Origin of the sequence: Streptomyces sp. NPDC026659, from assembly GCF_040638245.1 — a bacterium.
Classification (GTDB): domain Bacteria; phylum Actinomycetota; class Actinomycetes; order Streptomycetales; family Streptomycetaceae; genus Streptomyces.
The window spans coordinates 187,465-204,200 of sequence record NZ_JBEZXY010000007.1; the positions used below are offsets into that span (position 1 = coordinate 187,465).

Below are 16,736 nucleotides of genomic sequence, written 5' to 3' on the forward strand. Positions count from 1 at the left end.
CTGGGACGGGCGGAGCAGCTTGGGCGGGCACGGAAAAGGCGCCCACCCCATACCCTGACCCATGGCCGGACCCCGCTCCGTAGGCCCCAGGTCCCGTCTCTTATCCGCCTCCTACTCCACGCGCAGTACACGCGGGTGGAGGTCACTCCGTCCGGGGACGTACCAGCCCGGACTCGTAGGCGATGACCACGAGCTGGGCCCGGTCGCGGGCGCCGAGCTTGGCCATGGCCCGGTTGACGTGCGTCTTCACGGTCAGCGGACTGACCTCCAGGCGCTCGGCGATCTCGTCGTTGCTGAGCCCCCCGGCCACCTGGACCAGCACCTCGCGCTCACGCCCGGTGAGCGCGTCGAGACGGGCGAGGCGGACCGGGTCGGGGGCGACGGTGCCGGCCTGGGCGAGGAAGCGGGCGATCAGGCCCTTGGTGGCGGCCGGGGAGAGCAGCGACTCGCCCTCGGCGGCGAGCCGGATCGCGGCGAGCAGTTCCTCGGGCTCGCTGCCCTTGCCGAGGAATCCCGAGGCGCCCGCGCGCAGCGCCTCCACCACGTAGTCGTCCACCTCGAAGGTGGTCAGGATGACCACGCGGACCTGCGCCAGGTCCGGGTCGGCGTCGATCATCCGCGTGGCGGCGAGCCCGTCGGTGCCGGGCATCCGGATGTCCATGAGGACCACGTCGGCGGCGCGCTCCTTGGCCAGCCGCACCGCCTCGGCCCCGTCGGACGCCTCCCCCACGACGGCCATGCCGGGCTCGGACTCCACCAGCACCCGGAACGCGCTGCGCAGCAGGGCCTGGTCGTCGGCCAGCAGGACGCGGATCGTCACGCGGGCTCCTCCCGGTCGGTCGTACGGGTCTTGACCGGCAGGATGGCATGGACGCGGAAGCCGCCGCCGAAGCGGGGTCCGGTGGTCAGGGTGCCGCCGAGCGCGGTGACCCGCTCGCGCATCCCGAGCAGCCCGTGCCCGCCGCCCGCGCCGGGTGCGCTGGTGACGCCCGGCCCGTTGTCCAGCACGCTGACCTCGATGTTCGGTCCCACCCGTACGACGCTGACCTCGGCCTTGGCGCCGGTCCCGGCGTGTTTCTGGGCGTTGGTCAGGGCCTCCTGGACGATCCGGTAGGCGGCCAGGTCGACGGCGGCGGGCAGTTCGGTGTCCTGGTCGGCGCGGGCGACCTCCACCGGGAGCCCGGCGCTGCGGAAGGTGTCCGCCAGCTCGTCGAGGCGGTTGAGGCCGGGGGCGGGTTCGGTGGGGGCGGCCGGGTCGCCGGACTGGCGCAGCAGGCCGACGGTGGTGCGCAGCTCGCCGAGCGCGGAGCGGCTGGCCGAGCGGACGTGCGCGAGGGCCTCCTTGGCCTGGTCGGGGCGCCGGTCCATGACATGGGCGGCGACCCCGGCCTGCACGTTGACCAGGGCGATGTGGTGGGCGACCACGTCGTGCAGCTCGCGGGCGATACGCAGCCGTTCCTCGGCGACCCGGCGGCGGGCCTCCTCCTCGCGGGTGCGTTCGGCGCGTTCGGCGCGCTCCCGTATGGCCTGCACGAAGGCGCGGTGGCTGCGCACGGCGTCGCCCGCGGTGGCGCCGATGCCGGTCCAGGCGATGATCGCGAGGTTCTCCTGCGCGTACCAGGGCAGCGGCCCGGCGAGCATCGCGGCGGCGGTGAGCACGGCCATGACGAGCAGCGCGACGCGCCAGGTGGTGGCCCGGCCGGTGGTGGAGGCCACGGTGTAGAGGGCGACGACGGCGCACATCACGACGGGGGCGCGCGGGTCGCCGGTGACGCACTCGACGAGCGAGCACGTGCCGGTGACGGCGAGGACGGCCATGGGCGCGCGACGGCGCAGCACCAGCGCGAGAGCGCCGACGACCATCAGGGCCACGCTGAGCGGGTCCGGGGCGCGTTCGCCCCAGGTGACCCCGTGCTCGCCGTGCGGCGAGGCGAAGGAGCTGCCGATCATGCACAGCAGCACCAGACCGCCGAGGACGGCGTCCAGCGCGAGGGGGTGGGCCTGCGCTCCGTACCGGGCGCGTTGGAGAGTGCTCACCGGTGAACAGTACGGGCGCCGGGCGGCGTACGGGAATCGGTCCCCAGGGCTGCCACGGCCTGCCACGGCCAGCCACGGCCTGCCACGGGGCGCCCACGGCCGGCCGCCGCCCGCCAGAAGACGCCGGGGGGCCGCCGCGGGCCGTCAGGTGTCGGCCGGTGTTCGCCCCGGGTATCCATGACGGACGCCCGGTGTTGGCCGTACCGGCCCAGCCTTCTGCTCGGCGTCCGCGCCCAGGCGGCCGGACGCGTCCAGTCGACGAAAGGCGGCCTCCGTGCGCCCTCACCCCTCGTCCCTCCGCACCGCCCGGGCCGCCGCCGCGCTCGCGCTGGTGTCGGCGGTGGCCCCGCTGCTGCCGGCCGTCCCGGCGGCGGCCGCGAGCTACGGGACGCCGACGATCAACGCGAGCTACGGGACGCCGACGATCAAGCTGTCGGCCGGATATCTGTCGGGCGCGGTCGGCGCGAGCGGCGACCCGGTCGTCACGGCGACGGTCGCGCAGAGCGGCGCGGACGCCTCCGACCTGACGGTGGCCGCGAGCAAGACGAGCAAGTCGTCGGTGGCGGGCACGGGGGACGTGCGGGTCACGGGCGCGGGCGGGACCCGTACGGTCGCCGTGACCGCCCACGCGCAGGGCTACACCGACCTCACCCTGAAGGTGACCGGGCTCGGCGGCAAGACGGCCACCGCGACCCTGCACTACGCGGCCTCCCCTGCCGTCCAGCACTCGGCCGACGCCCGCTATCTCACCGGCGCGTCGGACGCCTCGGCCGCCGTGGACGCCGGGAACGGCCACCTCCTGGTCGCCAATGACGAGGACAACACCCTGCGCCTGTACGACGGTTCGGCCTCCGGGGCGCCCGTGAAGAGCTGGGACCTGGGCGACGCGCTCGGCGCCGACAAGGAGGTGGACATCGAGGGCGGCACCCGGGTCGGCAACACCGTCTACTGGACCGGCTCGCTCGGCAACAACAAGGACGGCGAGTACAAGCCCGACCGCAACACCGTCTTCACCACCACGCTCTCCGGCTCCGGCGCGGCGACCTCGGTGACCTTCGGGACGGCGGGACACCGGCTGCGCGACGACCTGGTGGCCTGGGACCGGGCGAACGGCGACCGGTACGGCTTCGCCGCCGCGACCGCCGACGGGCAGACCCCGAAGCAGGTGGACGGTCTCAACGTGGAGGGCCTGGAGTTCGCGCCCGGCTCCACCACCACCGCCTACCTGGGCTTCCGCGCCCCGCTGGTCCCGCCGCAGGAGGGCGGCAGGGCGCTGCTGGTGCCGGTGACCAACCTGGACCAGGTGGCACGCGGCACGAAGGCGGCCTTCGGCGCGCCGGTCGAGCTGGACCTCGGCGGTCTGTCGGTGCGGGATCTGCGCCGCGACGACCAGGGGCGGTATCTGATCCTGGCCGGGTCCTGGGCGGCGGAGGACAACAGCGCGCCCTACGCCCTCTACACGTGGGACGGCGTGCCCGGACACCAGCCGGTGAAGGCGCTGGACCTGCCGACGGCGGACGCGGGTGGCTGGGAGTCGATCGTGTCCGTGCCCGATCTGTCGGTGCCCGGCGGCCGGGTGCAGCTGATCACCGACGACGGCAGCGCCGACCTCTACGGCGACGGCACCGCGGCGAAGGACCTCTCCCACCCGGAGTGGCAGAAGTCCCGCACCACGTGGTTCACGCTGAACTGAGACACGCGAGGTCCCGGTCAGGTCAGCCCGGGATCAGTCCGTCGTCCCCGAGGAGTTCCCGGACCTCCTCCAGGGTGGCGTCCGGGGTGGGCAGGATCAGCTCGGAGGGCTCCAGGGAATCGTCCGGCAGCGGGGTCCCGAAGCCCCGGACGGCGTCGAGGAGGGCGGTGAGGGTGCGGCGGAAGCCCGCCTCGTCACCGCTCTCCATCTCGGCGAGCAGCTCGTCGTCCAGCTTGTTGAGCTCGGTGAAGTGCGCGTCGTCGACCCGCACCTGGCCCTCTCCCATGATCCGTACGATCACGACGGCCTCCTCGGCTCGGTCCCGGCGGCGGGCTACTGCTTGTCGAAGCGCGGGGTGTCCTGCGACTGCCGGTCCTGTCCCTGACCGGTGCCGCCCTCGATGGCCTGCTGCGGGGAGCCCCCGGCCAGCTCGGCCTTCATCCGCTGGAGCTCCAGCTCGACGTCCGAGCCGCCGGAGAGGCGGTCCAGCTCGGCCTGGATGTCGTCCTTGGCCATGCCGGACTGGTCGTCCAGGACGCCGGAGGCGAGCAGCTCGTCGATGGCACCGGCGCGGGCCTGGAGCTGGGCGGTCTTGTCCTCGGCGCGCTGGATCGCGAGGCCGACGTCGCCCATCTCCTCGGAGATGCCGGAGAACGCCTCGCCGATGCGGGTCTGCGCCTGGGCGGCGGTGTAGGTGGCCTTGATGGTCTCCTTCTTGGTACGGAAGGCGTCCACCTTGGCCTGGAGGCGCTGGGCGGCCAGCGTCAGCTTCTCCTCCTCGCCCTGGAGCGTCGCGTGCTGCGTCTCCAGGTCGGTGACCTGCTGCTGGAGGGCGGCGCGCCGGGAGAGCGCCTCGCGGGCCAGGTCCTCGCGGCCGAGCGCGAGCGCCTTGCGACCCTGGTCCTCCAGCTTCCCGGACTGCTGCTGCAACTGGTTGAGCTGGAGCTCCAGGCGCTTGCGGGAGGTCGCCACGTCGGCCACGCCCCGGCGCACCTTCTGGAGCAGCTCCAGCTGCTTCTGGTACGAGTAGTCGAGGGTCTCGCGCGGGTCCTCGGCCCGGTCAAGGGCCTTGTTCGCCTTCGCGCGGAAGATCATCCCCATACGCTTCATGACACCGCTCATGGGCTTCGCGCGCCCCCTTCTGACGGACTCCAGCTCACCGATCCTGCGACAGAACCCACAGTACGGGCCCTGCCTCCATTACCGCACCGTTCGGGAGCTCATGCTCTCCTCCCCAGGGACGAGGGCGAACGCCCCCGCTCCGGCGTGAGGAGTAGGTGATCCCCGGGTGGCGTCCCGTTCGTCCCCACATGTCCACCCGTTTCGTCCCCCGTGTCCCCCCGACGCGGCCCCTGCTACCGAGTCTGTTCGTAGTGCACCAGGCTTCAGTCCGGTGGTGAAGCGCATCCGAGTCCTGCTCTGGCCCGGTGCTGAGCGGCGCACCGCCGAGGGATCCGGCGCAGTACGAGCCGGGCCACAGGCGCTGTGCCCGCCGGTAGTGGCGGACGAGATCGGGGAACTCCTGGCGAAGACGGCGGGAGGACATGCCCTTGAGCGCGTCAGGTGCCGGTCGGCGAAGACGGCGTGCCGGTACTTCGTCACGAAAGCCAGACGGACACGCGTACGGAACAACGGTGATGGATCGCATGAATGTTCTCATCGATACCTGTCATCCCGGTGCGTACGGTGATCGGTGTGCAGCTTCGGTACAGCTTCCGCCTGTACCCGGGCGCCGGTCAGCGCGCGGCGTTGGCGAGGGCGTTCGGGTGCGCGCGGGTGGTCTACAACGACGCGCTCCGCGCTCGGGAGACCGCCCGCGAGCGGGGTCTGCCGTTCCCGAAGACCGGGGACCTGTCCAAGACGCTGATCACCGAGGCGAAGAACACCCCCGAGCGGGCCTGGCTCGGCGAGGTGTCGGCGGTCGTCCTGCAGCAGTCCCTGCGGGATCTGGACACCGCGTACCGGAACTTCTTCGACGGCCTGAAGGGCAAGCGTCCCCGCATGGGCGCGCCTCGGTACAAGTCCCGCAAGGACACCCGGCAGACGGTCCGGTTCACTGCGAACGCCCGCTGGTCGATCACGCCGGGACAGAAGCTGCGCCTGCCGAAGATTGGCGACCTCAAGGTGAAGTGGTCCCGCTCCCTGCCGTCGACGCCGTCCACGGTGACCGTGGTGAAGGACAGCGCGGGCCGGTACTTCGCGTCCTTCGTGGTGGAGACCGGCCCGGAAGAGGTGCTGCCCGAGGCGACGTCCGAGCTGGGCATCGACCTCGGGCTCGGGCACTTCGCTGTCCTCTCCGACGGGACCAAGGTCGACAGCCCGTGCTTCCTGCGCCGGGCCGAGAAGCGGCTGAAAAAGGCGCAGCGGGAGTTGTCCCGCAAGGTCAAGGGTTCGAAGAACAGGGACAAGGCCAGGGCCAAGGTCGCCCGTGCTCACGCGCGGGTGGCCGACTCGCGCCGTGAGTTCCACCACCAGCTCTCCACGAAGTTGATCCGCGAGAACCAAGCGATCGCGGTGGAAGACCTGGCGGTGAAAGGACTCGCCCGCACGCGCCTGGCCAAGTCAGTGCACGACGCCGGATGGTCGGCATTCGTGAACATGCTGGCCTACAAGGCCGCCCGGTACGGGCGCACCTTCATCCGGATCGGCCGCTTCGAGCCCACCTCCCAGGTGTGCTCGCAGTGCGGCATCCAGGACGGCCCCAAGCCCCTGCACGTCCGTGTGTGGACATGCAGGGCGTGTGGGGCGGTCCTCGACCGGGACGTGAACGCGGCGGTCAACGTCGCCAAGGCGGCCGGACTGGCCGTGACAGCCTGTCGAGCGCAGGTAAGACGGGCACCCGTGCCCGCACCGCGCAACGAAGCAGGAACCCACCCGACACCGCAGCCTTCAACGGCGCGGTAGGCGGGAACCGCCGTCCTTCAGGGCGGCGAGGATGTCAAAGACGCCGGGTGTTGCCGGATCGTTCCCCAGAGGGCTGGGGTCCATGCCGGGAAGCCCGTACCCTTGGGTTTTGTGTTCCGTAGCCGTGCCAAGGAAGAGAAGGCCCCCGCCGACAAGGCGCAGGTGACCGACTCCAAGCAGACCCGTGACCCGCAGGCCCCGAAGGGCAGGCCCACTCCCAAGCGGAGTGAGGCCCAGTCCCAGCGGCGCAGCGTGGCCAGTACGCCGACGAACCGCAAGGACGCGGCCAAGCGCCAGCGCGAGGAGCGCCGGAGCGCTCTGGAGCGCCAGCGCAAGGCCCTGGCCGGCGGCGACGAGCGGTACCTGCCCGCCCGTGACAAGGGGCCGATCCGGAAGTTCGCCCGTGACTGGGTGGACTCGCGGATCAACGTCGCGGAGTTCTTCCTGCCCGCGGCCATCGTGATCCTGGTGCTCAGCATCGTGCGGGTGCCCGCGCTGCAGAACATCGCCCTGCTCCTGTGGCTGATCGTGATCGTGCTCATCGTGCTCGACTCGATCTGGAGCGGCGTGCGGCTGCGCAAGGCGCTGGCCGAGCGCTTCCCGGGCGACAACCGCAGGGGCGCGGTGGCCTACGGCCTGATGCGCTCGCTCCAGATGCGCCGGCTCCGGCTGCCCAAGCCGCAGGTCAAGCGCGGAGAGCGGCCCTGAGCGCAGACGCAGCTCCCCGGGCCGCCGCCGGGCTCCGGCCGGACGGACCCGGTGTTCCGCGTGACCTTCTGCGCCATGAACTGGTGACCCGGCAGCTCGACGAGCAGCTCCGGGCGCGCTATTCCCTGGGGCGGCGGCTGCGGGTGCTCGACGTGGGCACCGGCCGGGGCGCGGGAGCGCTCAGGCTGGCCCGGCTCGGCCATCACGTCACCGGGGTCGAGAACGACCCGGTGGTGGTCGCGGCCGCGCGCGCCAACCTGGCCGCCGAGCCGGAGGGCGTGCGCGAGCGGGTCCGGCTGGTGCACGGCGACGGGCGGGACACCGGTGTGCACTTCCTGCCGGGCAGCTTCGACGTGGTGCTCTGCCACGGGCTGCTGATGCGGGTCGAGGAGCCCGATCCGCTGGTGGCGGGTCTGGCCAGGATGCTCGCGCCCGGCGGTCTGCTCTCGCTGCTGGTGCGCAACGGCGACGCGCTCGCGATGCGGCCGGGACTGGCCGGTGACTGGGCGGGCGCCCTGGCCGCGCTCGACGCCACCGCCCTGCTGCCGCGCTCGCGGTCCGAGGCGGACGGGGAGGGCCCGGCCGAGCCCGGTCCCCGGTGCCGCGCCGACCGCCTCGCGGTGCTGACCGCGACCCTCGACGGCATCGCCGCCCCGCTGCACGCCTGGTACGGCGTGGGCGTCTTCACCGACTTCGCCGACGCGGACGACCCCGCGTCCGGTGCCGCCCCGCCGTCCCCGCCGTCTTCGTATCCGGCCGCCGACGTGCCCGGACTGCTCGACGTGGAGGAGCGGGCCGGACGTACGGACCCCTACCGCGGGGTCGCGGCGCTGCTGCACCTGTGCGGGGTGCGGGGCTGAGCCCGTCTCCTGTGCGGGGGCGGGGCTGAGCCCGTTCGGGCGTATCCGGCGGGCTGGTGCGGGCCCCGCGCGCTCAGACTCGGGGCATGGACGCTTCCCGTACCCGCGCCCTCGGCCGGGTGGCCCCGGCCGCCGCCGTGCTGGTGTGTGCCGCCGTCCTCGGCTCCGGCTGTTCGGCGCCGGCCACCAGCCCGGCGGAGCCGTCGGCCGCGCGGGCCGCGGTGCCCGAGGTGTCGAACCAGCTCCAGGACCAGTACCAGCGGGTGATCAAGGAAGCCCTGCCGTCGGTCGTCCAGATCCAGGCGAGCCGGGATCTCGGCTCGGGGGTCGTCTTCGACACCCAGGGGCACATCGTCACCAACGCGCACGTGGTCGGCGCGGAGAAGACCTTCAAGGTGACGACGGCCAGCAGTGAGGAACAGCTGGCCGCGAGCCTCGTCTACTCCTACCCCGACCAGGACCTCGCGGTGATCAAGCTGGACCGGGTGCCGGCCGGGCTGAAGCCCGCGGTGTTCGCGGACTCGGCCAAGGTGCAGGTGGGCCAGATCGTGCTGGCCATGGGCTCGCCGTTCGGGCTGTCCTCCAGCGTGACGCAGGGCATCGTCTCCGCGACCGGGCGGACGGTCAGCGAGGGCGACGAGGGCGGCGGCACGGGCGCGACCATCGCCGACATGGTGCAGACCTCGGCCGCGATCAACCCGGGCAACAGCGGGGGCGCGCTGGTGAACCTGGACGGCCAGGTGATCGGCATCCCGACGCTCGGCGCCGCCGACCCCGGGATGGGCGGCGCGGCGCCCGGCATCGGCTTCGCCATCCCGTCCTCCATGGTGCGTACGATCGCCGGTCAGATCGTCGAGCACGGCAAGGTCACGGACTCCGGCCGCGCCGCGCTCGGCATCAGCGCCCGCACGGTCGTGGACGACAGCTACCGCCCCGTCGGCGCGGCCGTCGTCACCGTCACCCCCGCCGGCCCCGCGGCCCGCGCGGGCCTCCACGCCGGCGACGTCATCACCCGCCTGGACGACACCACGATCACCTCGGTCACGGCCCTGGCGGAAGCCCTGGCAGCGGACAAGCCGGGCCAGCGGGTGAAAGTGACGTACCAGCGAAACGGCCAGGAGAGAACAGCGGAAGTGACACTGGGCGAACAGTGAGCGGCGGCGCGAAGCGCTCGCCGAGGGGCGCGGGGAACTGCGCGACCAGCCACGACGGCGAGGCAGCCGCGAGACGACAGCACCACGAACGGCGATCACGCGCCCCTCCGAAGCCTGCGCAGCATCCTCGCATCGTCGAAACCCACTTCCCGCGCCGCCGACTCCACAGTCGCCCCGTGCCCGATGAGATGCTCGGCCCGCTCGACCCGCAACGCCTGCTGATACCGCAGCGGGGTGAACCCGGTGGCCCGGGTGAAAACGCGGGTCAAAGTACGCGGGCTGACGCCGACCTGCGCGGCCAGCCGGTCCAGCGGCAACCGCTCGGCGTACCTCGCGTCGATCAGGTCCTGCACCCGATGCGCCGTGTCGTCCAGATGCCCCCGGTGCCGCAGCATCGCGCTGGCCTGCGGCTCGTCGCCATTGCGCCGGGCGTAGATGACCATCTCCCGCGCGACCCGCGCGGCAAGAGCGGGCCCGTGTCCCACCGCCAGCAGATGCAGCGCGAGGTCGATCCCGCTGGCGATGCCCGCCGAGGTGACCACGCGGTCGTCGGTGGTGAAGAGCACGTCCCGGACGACGGTGGCCCGGGGGTGGCGGGCGGCGAGTTCGTCCTGGAGCGCGTGGTGGGTCGTACAGCGGCGCCCGTCGAGCAGTCCCGCGTGGCCGAGCGCCTCCGCCCCGGCGCAGACGCTGGCGAGGGTGCCGCCCGCCGCGTGGTGCGCGCGCAACCGCCCGACCAGGGCGGCGCCGGGCTCGGGGCCGCCGCGCAGGGCCGGGGCGCGCCAGCCGGGTACGACGACCAGGTCCTCGGGTTTCAGCGGCGGCCATTCCGTCCGCGCCGTGAGCGGGAGTCCCTGCGCGCTGGTGACCTGCGGGGACTCGGCGACGTAGTCGAGGACGTACGGCTGCCCGAGGTCCGCCGCCGTGGAGAAGACCTGGGCCGGTCCGGCCAGGTCGAGGAGGTGGACGCCGGGCAGCAGGACGAAGACGACGCGGGTCATACGGGCGATGCTGCCAGCTCCGCGACGGTGGCGATGCGGGCGAAGCGGTCGCGCAGGACGGCCTGGGTGCGCTCCATGATCGCGTCCACGCCCAGGTCCCCGATGGGGTTGGTGGTGGTCGCGTCGGCCACGAAGACGATCTCGTAGCCGAGGTCGCTGCCGAGCCGGGCGGTGGTCTCGACGCACTGCTCGGCACGGATGCCGCACACCCACAGCTCGCCCACGCCCGCCTCGGTCAGCAGCTGCTGGAGGTTGGTGGTGGTGAACGCGTTGTGCGCGGTCTTGCGCAGTACCGGCTCCCCGGGCAGTGGCGGCTCCAGCTCGTCCAGGAGCCGTACGTGTCCGAGGTCCGGGTCGAAGACGTCGCCGCTGCCGGGCTCGGTGTGCAGCACCCAGACGACGAGGTCGCCGTGGTCGCGGGCGAGCCGGACGAGCCGGTTGACGGGTTCGGCGATCTCGGGGTTGCCGATCTCCTTCCACAGCGGACGGGCGCGGAAGGATTCCTGGACATCGATGACGACGAGTGCTCGCTTCATGTCATCCAGTCTGGCCTGGGGATACATGGCTGCGGCAGACACGATCGGGGCCGGGTGCGGAACGATCCGGTCACTCGCGGGGCGAGGTCAGGTCCCGGACGCGCCGGGACCTGACGGACGGCCGGGTTACGCGGTCTGCTCCGCGTTCAGGCTCATCGGGCCGTAGATCTCGGTGCTCTCCTCGAACAGCCGCACCTGCTCCGCGCCGCCCTCCAGGAGTTCCTTCCAGTGCTCGCCGATCCAGGACTCGGCGTCCCCCTGGGTGGTGAACTCCTCCGGCTCGACCGCGGGCGGGACCTCCGTCCCGTCGGCCTTCTCGAACCGCCACGTCCATGCCGTCATGCGGGCCTCCTTCGATCCGACGCTGCGGGCAGCGTATGCGCTCGGCGGCGCCGGTCACAGGAGATCGTGGATCATCACCCGCCCAGGGCACCGGCCCAGGACCCCGGCCACGGGGGCGACACGCCCCGCGCCGCCGCGCCTTCGGGGGTACCGGGGCGCGGGAGCCGCGGGGCCGGGTGAAAATCGGTCCGTGGACGTCACTCTGCTCGGTACCGGTGCCCCGCCGGGGCTGCCCCGGCCCGACTGCCCCTGTGCCGTGTGCGCGACCGCCCTCGGGCCGGACGCGCGGGCGGCAACCGCGCTGCTCGTGGACGACGCGCTGCTGCTCGACCTCACCCCTGGCGCGGCCTTCGCGGCGGCGCGGGCAGGGCACTCGCTGGGCGGGGTGCGCCAGGTGCTGCTCTCCCATCCGCACGACGGACCCGCCGTGGAGGTGCCCGCCGGACTGCCGCAGCCGGTGCGGGTGCCGGACGGCCGCGAGCTGACCCTGCTGACCGGGCACCGGGTGCGGGCCCTCGCGATGGACGCGGGCGGCACCGGGTACGCGGTGACCGGGCCGGACGGACAGCGGCTGCTGTATCTGCCGCCGGGCGGCTTCCCGGCGGGGCTCGAAGCCCCGACCTGGGCGTACCACCTGGTCCTTGCCGACGTGGTGGGCCGCCCGGACGCGCTGGCCCGGCTGCGCGCGGCCGGTGCGGTCGGCCCGACGACGGACGTGGTCGCCGTCCACCTCGACCACGACGTGCCGCAGGGCGCCGAGGTCGCGCGACGGCTCGCGGCGGCCGGGGCGCGCGCGGTGCCGGACGGTACGACGCTGATCGTGGGGGCGTACGAGGAGGTGCCGGACGTGCCACGCCGGACGCTGGTCCTCGGCGGCGCCCGCTCGGGCAAGTCGGTGGAGGCGGAACGCCGCCTGGAGGCGTTCCCCGACGTGCTGTACGTCGCCACCGGCGGCACGCGCGGCGGCGACTCCGAGTGGGCGGAGCGGGTCGCGGCGCACCGCGAGCGGCGGCCGGGGTCGTGGCGTACGACGGAGACGACGGACCTGGTGCCGGTGCTGGCCGAGGAGGGGCCGCCGGTGCTCATCGACTGCCTGTCGCTGTGGCTCACGGACACGATGGACGCGGTCGGGGCGTGGGACGACGCGGAGTGGGCGGACGGCGGCGAGAAGGCGCTGCGCGAGCGGGTGCGGGAGCTGGTGGCGGCGGTGCGCGGGGCGCGCCGCACGGTGGTGGCGGTGTCGAACGAGGTGGGCTCGGGCATCGTCCCGGCCACCGCCTCCGGGCGCCGCTACCGCGACGAACTCGGCCGTCTGAACGCCGCGTTCGCGGCCGAGTGCGAGCAGGTGCTGCTTGTGGTGGCGGGGCAGGCGCTGGTGCTGCGGGGGTAGCCCCCGCGTGTCGCCAGGGGTCAGCCGGAGGTGTCCTCCTTGCGGGCCACCACCCGGCAGGCGTTGGCGAAACGCGTGCGCCGGGTCAGCGGGGAGAGCAGCAGCTCCGCCCCGGCTGCGGCGGTCAGCGCCGGGGCGGTGGCCCTGCGCAGGGGCGGCGGGACGTGGGTCAGCGCCATCGAGAGCGCGGCCGTGAGGTCGTACGGCAGATGGGCGGCGGCGCGGTCGGTGCTGACGATCGCGCAGCCCCGTTCGGCCAGTTCGGCGCGGAGGTTGGCGAGCGGGGGCAGATGGAGGTGGCGCGGCTGGCCGTGCGGGAGCCACCACTTGCCGAGGAGCGCGGCGAACGCGCTCGCCGGGTCCGGGACTTCGAGGACGAGATGGCCGCCGGGGCGCAACACCGTGAGGGCGGCGCGGAGTTCGGCGCGCGGGTCGGGGACGTGCTCCAGGTGGTGGAACATGCTGACCACGTCGTAGCGGGCGCGCAGCCGTTCCGTGACGCCCGGGGTGGTGAGGAAGCCCCGGTGGGCCTCCTCGATCCGCCCGGCGGCGCGGGCCTTCTCGACGCGGGCGGTGGGGTCGAGGCCGTCGAAGCTGGTGTAGGGGAAGAACTCCTGGGCGGCCTCGGGGAAGCGGCCGTCTCCGGTGCCCACGTCGAGCCAGCTCTCGGGGTCGCCGAGGCCGGTCAGGGCGCGGGCGGTGGCGCGGTGGCGGCGGTGGACCGCACGCGGGGACAGCACACGGGCGGCGATCCGGTCCAGATGTCTCTCGCAGGCGTCCTTCTCGTACGCGGCGAGGTCGTCGGCGGCGAGCCGGGGGTTCTGGAAGGTGTGGGCGCAGTCGGCGCACTCGTCGAGCCCGAAGATCCCGGGGCGCTCCCGCAGCGGGTCGGGGGCGCGCAGCCGGGTGCGCAGCCTCGGCGAGCCGCACCAGGGGCAGTCCGCGCGGAGCGGTCCGGAGAATCCGTCGGTGGACTGCGGGGCGGGTGACGAGGGCTGCATGGGCGGCTCCCTGTACGGCATTTCGCGGTAAAGCGGAACGTATGGGATACCGATCTTGGGTGCAACGACGTGCCGGTGATGGGCTCCCGGTGTGGCGCGGAGGCGGCGGGGCGCTGACGGTACTGTTCCGCGAATGAGCAGGATTGATCTGGACGAGTTCTCCGATCTGATCGAGCGCCCGGACGGCGCCGTGCGCCGCGAGGCCGAGGCCCGGCGGGAACGTCTGGCCGTGCGGCCCGGTTCGCTCGGGCGCCTGGACGAGCTGGGCGAGTGGCTGGCGGCCGCGCGGGGCACCGTGCCGGTGCGCCAGATCGAGCGGCCGCGCGTGGTGCTCTTCGCCGGTGACCACGGCGTCGCCCGGCTCGACGTCTCGGGCCGCCCCGCGGGCACCGCCCGGGAGCTGGTGCGGGGCGTGCTGGAGGGCGCGAGCCCGGTGGCGGTGCTGGCCCGCCGTCTCGACGTACCGGTACGGGTCGTGGATCTCTCCGTGGACTGCGAACCGGACGCCTTCCCGGCGGAGGTCGTACGGCACCGGGTGCGGCGCGGCAGCGGCCGGATCGACGTCGAGGACGCGCTGACCCCGGACGAGGCCGAGGCGGCCTTCCGGGCGGGCGTGGCCGTCGCCGACGAGGAGGCGGACTCGGGCACGGACCTGGTGGTGCTCGGGGATCTGAGCGTGGGCGGTACGACGGCGGCGGCGACGCTGATCGCCGCGCTGTGCGGCACCGACGCCTCGGTGGTGACCGGGCGCGGCGGCCTCGCGATCGACGACCTGGCGTGGATGCGCAAGTGCGCGGCGATCCGCGACGCGCTGCGCCGGGCCCGCCCGGTACTCGGCGACCAGCTCCAGCTGCTCGCGACGGTGGGCGGCGCGGACCTGGCCGCGATGACCGGGTTCCTGCTCCAGTGCGCGGTGCGCAAGCTGCCGGTGATCCTGGACGGGGTGGTGTCCGCCGCGTGCGCGCTGGTCGCCCAGCGCGTTGCCTTCCGGGCGCCGGACTGGTGGCTCGCGGGCCATGTCAGCGGCGAGCCGGGCCAGGCCAAGGCGCTGGACCGGATGGCCCTGGAGCCGCTGCTCGACCAGGGCGTGCGGGTCGGCGAGGGCGTGGGCGCGCTGCTTGCGCTGCCGCTGGTACGGGCCGCCGCCGCGCTCGCGGCGGAGCTGCCGGAGGTGAAGGCGGAGGAGACCGGGGCGGAAGCGGCTGAGGAGACCGGGGCCGGGGAGGTCGCGCGGCCCGAGGAGTGAACCCCTCGGGCCATCCGCGGAGCCCCCCGCCGATGAGCGCGTTTCGCGGCTTTGGCGCCCATATGATCACCCGTCATGGGAGACGCCCGAATCGCCGTGGACCCGCAGGCCGAGCCCGGGCGGCGGTCCGGCGGCCGGTCCCGCCGGGCCGCCGCGTGCGCGGTCTGGTACCTGCGGGCCGTCGCCTTCGTCAACTTCCTCAGCGCGGTGTGGGTGTCGCTGGGCCAGGACGTGCGCCGCCACAACCAGGAGAACCTGTTCACGCCGTACCTGCTGACGGCGGGCTTCGCCTCCGGGGTGTTCACGGCGTTCCTCGCGATCACCATGCGGCGGCGCAAGCGGGCGGCCTGGATTCTCAACCTGGTGCTCAGCGGGGTGTTCCTCGCGCTGTTCGCCTTCGCCATGGTGTTCCCGGAGATCCACCGCTCGGCGCAGAACTGGGTCTCGCTGGTCCTCACGGCCGCCTTCGTCGCCGCGCTGCTCACCGGCCGCCGCGCGTTCTACGCCAAGGGCGACCGGGCCAACCCCCGGCTCGCCGCGACCGTCGCCGGCGGGGGCGGACTCGCCGCCTCGCTGCTTGCCGGGCTCCTGGTGACGGTCACCAACCAGGCGCCGGATGCGGCCCGTTCGACCTTCCTGGAGCGCTGGCAGTACGGCACCCTGCGGCTGATCTCGGTCGCCGCCGAGGAGTCCAGCTTCCCCGGCATCGACCCGCCCAACTGGGCGAACGTCAGCGTCAACGTGCTCAGCACCGCCCTGCTGCTCGCCGTCCTCTACGCCGCGTTCCGCTCCAGGCGCGCGGTCGACCCGCTCACCGAGGACGACGAGAAGCGGCTGCGCGAACTGCTGGACCGGCACGGCGAGCGCGACTCGCTCGGCTACTTCGCGCTGCGCCGGGAGAAGAGCGTGGTGTGGTCCCCGACCGGCAAGGCGGCCGTCGCCTACCGCGTGGTGGGCGGGGTCAGCCTCGCCTCGGGCGATCCGCTGGGCGACCCGGAGGCGTGGCCCGGCGCCATCGCGCCCTGGCTGGCCGAGGCGCGGGCGCACGGCTGGATCCCGGCGGTGATGGGCGCGAGCGAGGAGGCCGGGACCGTGTACGCCCGGCACGGCCTGGACGCGCTGGAACTCGGCGACGAGGCGATCGTGGAGGTCGCCGACTTCACCCTGGAGGGCCGCGCGATGCGCACGGTCCGCCAGGCGTACAACCGGGTGCGGCGGGCCGGGTACCGGGTGCGGGTACGGCGCCACGAGGACATCCCGGCCGCCGAGATGGCGTACCTCGTGCAGCGGGCCGACGACTGGCGCGACGGCGCCACCGAGCGCGGCTTCAGCATGGCGCTGGGGCGCCTCGCCGACCCCGGGGACGGCCGGTGCGTGATGCTGGAGTGCGTGGACGCCGAGGGGCGGCTGCGGGCGCTGCTGTCCTTCGTGCCGTGGGGCCCTGGCGGTCTCTCGCTGGACCTGATGCGCCGTGACCGGGACTCCGACAACGGTCTGATGGAGTTCATGGTCATCGACCTGCTGCGCGGGGCGCGGGAGTTCGGGGTGAGCCAGGTTTCGTTGAACTTCGCCGTATTCCGCTCGGTGTTCGAGCGGGGCTCGCGGCTCGGGGCGGGGCCGGTGCTGCGGCTGTGGCGGTCGCTGCTGAGCTTCTTCTCGCGCTGGTGGCAGATCGAGTCGCTGTACCGGGCCAACGCCAAGTACCGCCCGATCTGGGAGCCCCGCTTCCTGCTCTTCGAGAAGAGCGCGGACCTGCCCCGTATCGCGCTGGCCTCGGCCCGCGCCGAGGGCTTCCTGGAGGCGCCGGGGCTGCCGAAGTGGCTGCACCGCCGACACCTGGAGACCCACCGGTGAGGGCCCGCCG

Annotated in this window: 17 protein-coding genes; 8 read left to right on the forward strand and 9 right to left on the reverse strand. The window is 73.6% G+C overall.

What is annotated here, in order from left to right:
* Nucleotides 1-142 precede the first annotated feature (142 nt).
* Both AB0E91_RS19270 and AB0E91_RS19275 read right to left on the reverse strand, forming a co-directional pair.
* Nucleotides 143-820: a response regulator transcription factor gene (locus AB0E91_RS19270; RefSeq protein WP_361782897.1), complete on the reverse strand. Its 678-nt coding sequence runs from the start codon at nt 818-820 to the stop codon at nt 143-145.
* Nucleotides 817-2,037, reverse strand: coding sequence for a histidine kinase (locus AB0E91_RS19275; protein WP_361782900.1), 1,221 nt, complete (start codon nt 2,035-2,037; stop codon nt 817-819). The genes AB0E91_RS19270 and AB0E91_RS19275 overlap by 4 nt, the downstream gene beginning before the upstream one ends.
* A 274-nt stretch (nt 2,038-2,311) precedes the next feature.
* Here AB0E91_RS19275 and AB0E91_RS19280 point away from each other — a divergent pair, with 274 nt between their 5' ends.
* Complete coding sequence (locus AB0E91_RS19280) at nt 2,312-3,730, forward strand: hypothetical protein (protein WP_361782903.1); 1,419 nt, start codon at nt 2,312-2,314, stop codon at nt 3,728-3,730.
* A 22-nt stretch (nt 3,731-3,752) separates the two neighbouring features.
* Here the strand turns inward: AB0E91_RS19280 and AB0E91_RS19285 are convergent, their stop codons facing one another.
* From AB0E91_RS19285 to AB0E91_RS19295, 3 genes are all read right to left on the reverse strand, one after another.
* Nucleotides 3,753-4,031, reverse strand: a complete 279-nt coding sequence (locus tag AB0E91_RS19285) for a hypothetical protein (RefSeq protein ID WP_161180703.1) — start codon at nt 4,029-4,031, stop codon at nt 3,753-3,755.
* Nucleotides 4,032-4,063: 32 nt separating this feature from the next.
* Nucleotides 4,064-4,825 carry a PspA/IM30 family protein gene (locus AB0E91_RS19290; protein WP_237525521.1) on the reverse strand — a complete coding sequence of 254 codons (762 nt, stop codon included), beginning with the start codon at nt 4,823-4,825 and terminating at the stop codon, nt 4,064-4,066.
* A 61-nt stretch (nt 4,826-4,886) separates the two neighbouring features.
* The gene (locus AB0E91_RS19295; protein WP_361782907.1) at nt 4,887-5,390 is read right to left on the reverse strand and encodes a transposase; all 504 of its coding nucleotides are present in this window, start codon (nt 5,388-5,390) and stop codon (nt 4,887-4,889) included.
* Nucleotides 5,391-5,425: 35 nt separating this feature from the next.
* Here AB0E91_RS19295 and AB0E91_RS19300 point away from each other — a divergent pair, with 35 nt between their 5' ends.
* The 4 genes from AB0E91_RS19300 (at nt 5,426) to AB0E91_RS19315 (ending at nt 9,356) form a co-directional block, all read left to right on the forward strand.
* The gene (locus AB0E91_RS19300) at nt 5,426-6,634 is read left to right on the forward strand and encodes an RNA-guided endonuclease TnpB family protein (RefSeq protein WP_361782910.1); all 1,209 of its coding nucleotides are present in this window, start codon (nt 5,426-5,428) and stop codon (nt 6,632-6,634) included.
* Between the two features lie 111 nt (nt 6,635-6,745).
* Nucleotides 6,746-7,342, forward strand: a complete 597-nt coding sequence (locus AB0E91_RS19305) for a DUF3043 domain-containing protein (protein ID WP_361782913.1) — start codon at nt 6,746-6,748, stop codon at nt 7,340-7,342.
* Nucleotides 7,343-7,425: 83 nt separating this feature from the next.
* On the forward strand, nt 7,426-8,202 hold the full coding sequence (locus AB0E91_RS19310; RefSeq protein WP_361782916.1) for a methyltransferase domain-containing protein: 777 nt from the start codon (nt 7,426-7,428) through the stop codon (nt 8,200-8,202).
* An 86-nt stretch (nt 8,203-8,288) separates the two neighbouring features.
* Nucleotides 8,289-9,356, forward strand: coding sequence for a trypsin-like peptidase domain-containing protein (locus tag AB0E91_RS19315; protein WP_361782919.1), 1,068 nt, complete (start codon nt 8,289-8,291; stop codon nt 9,354-9,356).
* Between the two features lie 95 nt (nt 9,357-9,451).
* Here AB0E91_RS19315 and AB0E91_RS19320 read toward each other — a convergent pair whose 3' ends face one another.
* The 3 genes from AB0E91_RS19320 to AB0E91_RS19330 all read right to left on the reverse strand — a co-directional run bounded on the left by AB0E91_RS19320 (nt 9,452) and on the right by AB0E91_RS19330 (nt 11,235).
* Nucleotides 9,452-10,357, reverse strand: a complete 906-nt coding sequence (locus AB0E91_RS19320) for a DJ-1/PfpI family protein (protein WP_361782922.1) — start codon at nt 10,355-10,357, stop codon at nt 9,452-9,454.
* Nucleotides 10,354-10,893 (reverse strand): isochorismatase family protein, encoded by a 540-nt coding sequence (locus tag AB0E91_RS19325; RefSeq protein WP_361782925.1) that lies wholly within the window; start codon nt 10,891-10,893, stop codon nt 10,354-10,356. The genes AB0E91_RS19320 and AB0E91_RS19325 overlap by 4 nt, the downstream gene beginning before the upstream one ends.
* Nucleotides 10,894-11,019: 126 nt before the next feature.
* A complete protein-coding gene (locus AB0E91_RS19330) occupies nt 11,020-11,235 on the reverse strand; it encodes a hypothetical protein (protein ID WP_161180578.1) in 216 nt (71 codons plus the stop codon).
* Between the two features lie 190 nt (nt 11,236-11,425).
* On the opposite strand from AB0E91_RS19330, the gene AB0E91_RS19335 reads away from it, so the two are divergent.
* A complete protein-coding gene (locus tag AB0E91_RS19335; protein WP_361782929.1) occupies nt 11,426-12,625 on the forward strand; it encodes a bifunctional adenosylcobinamide kinase/adenosylcobinamide-phosphate guanylyltransferase in 1,200 nt (399 codons plus the stop codon).
* Nucleotides 12,626-12,645: 20 nt separating this feature from the next.
* On the opposite strand, the gene AB0E91_RS19340 is transcribed toward AB0E91_RS19335, so the two are convergent.
* On the reverse strand, nt 12,646-13,626 hold the full coding sequence (locus AB0E91_RS19340) for a class I SAM-dependent methyltransferase (RefSeq protein ID WP_361782932.1): 981 nt from the start codon (nt 13,624-13,626) through the stop codon (nt 12,646-12,648).
* Between the two features lie 133 nt (nt 13,627-13,759).
* Here AB0E91_RS19340 and cobT point away from each other — a divergent pair, with 133 nt between their 5' ends.
* Both cobT and AB0E91_RS19350 read left to right on the forward strand, forming a co-directional pair.
* The gene (gene cobT / locus AB0E91_RS19345) at nt 13,760-14,872 is read left to right on the forward strand and encodes a nicotinate-nucleotide--dimethylbenzimidazole phosphoribosyltransferase (protein WP_361782935.1); all 1,113 of its coding nucleotides are present in this window, start codon (nt 13,760-13,762) and stop codon (nt 14,870-14,872) included.
* Between the two features lie 75 nt (nt 14,873-14,947).
* Nucleotides 14,948-16,726: a phosphatidylglycerol lysyltransferase domain-containing protein gene (locus tag AB0E91_RS19350; RefSeq protein ID WP_361782938.1), complete on the forward strand. Its 1,779-nt coding sequence runs from the start codon at nt 14,948-14,950 to the stop codon at nt 16,724-16,726.
* The last annotated feature ends 10 nt before the right edge of the window (nt 16,727-16,736 follow it).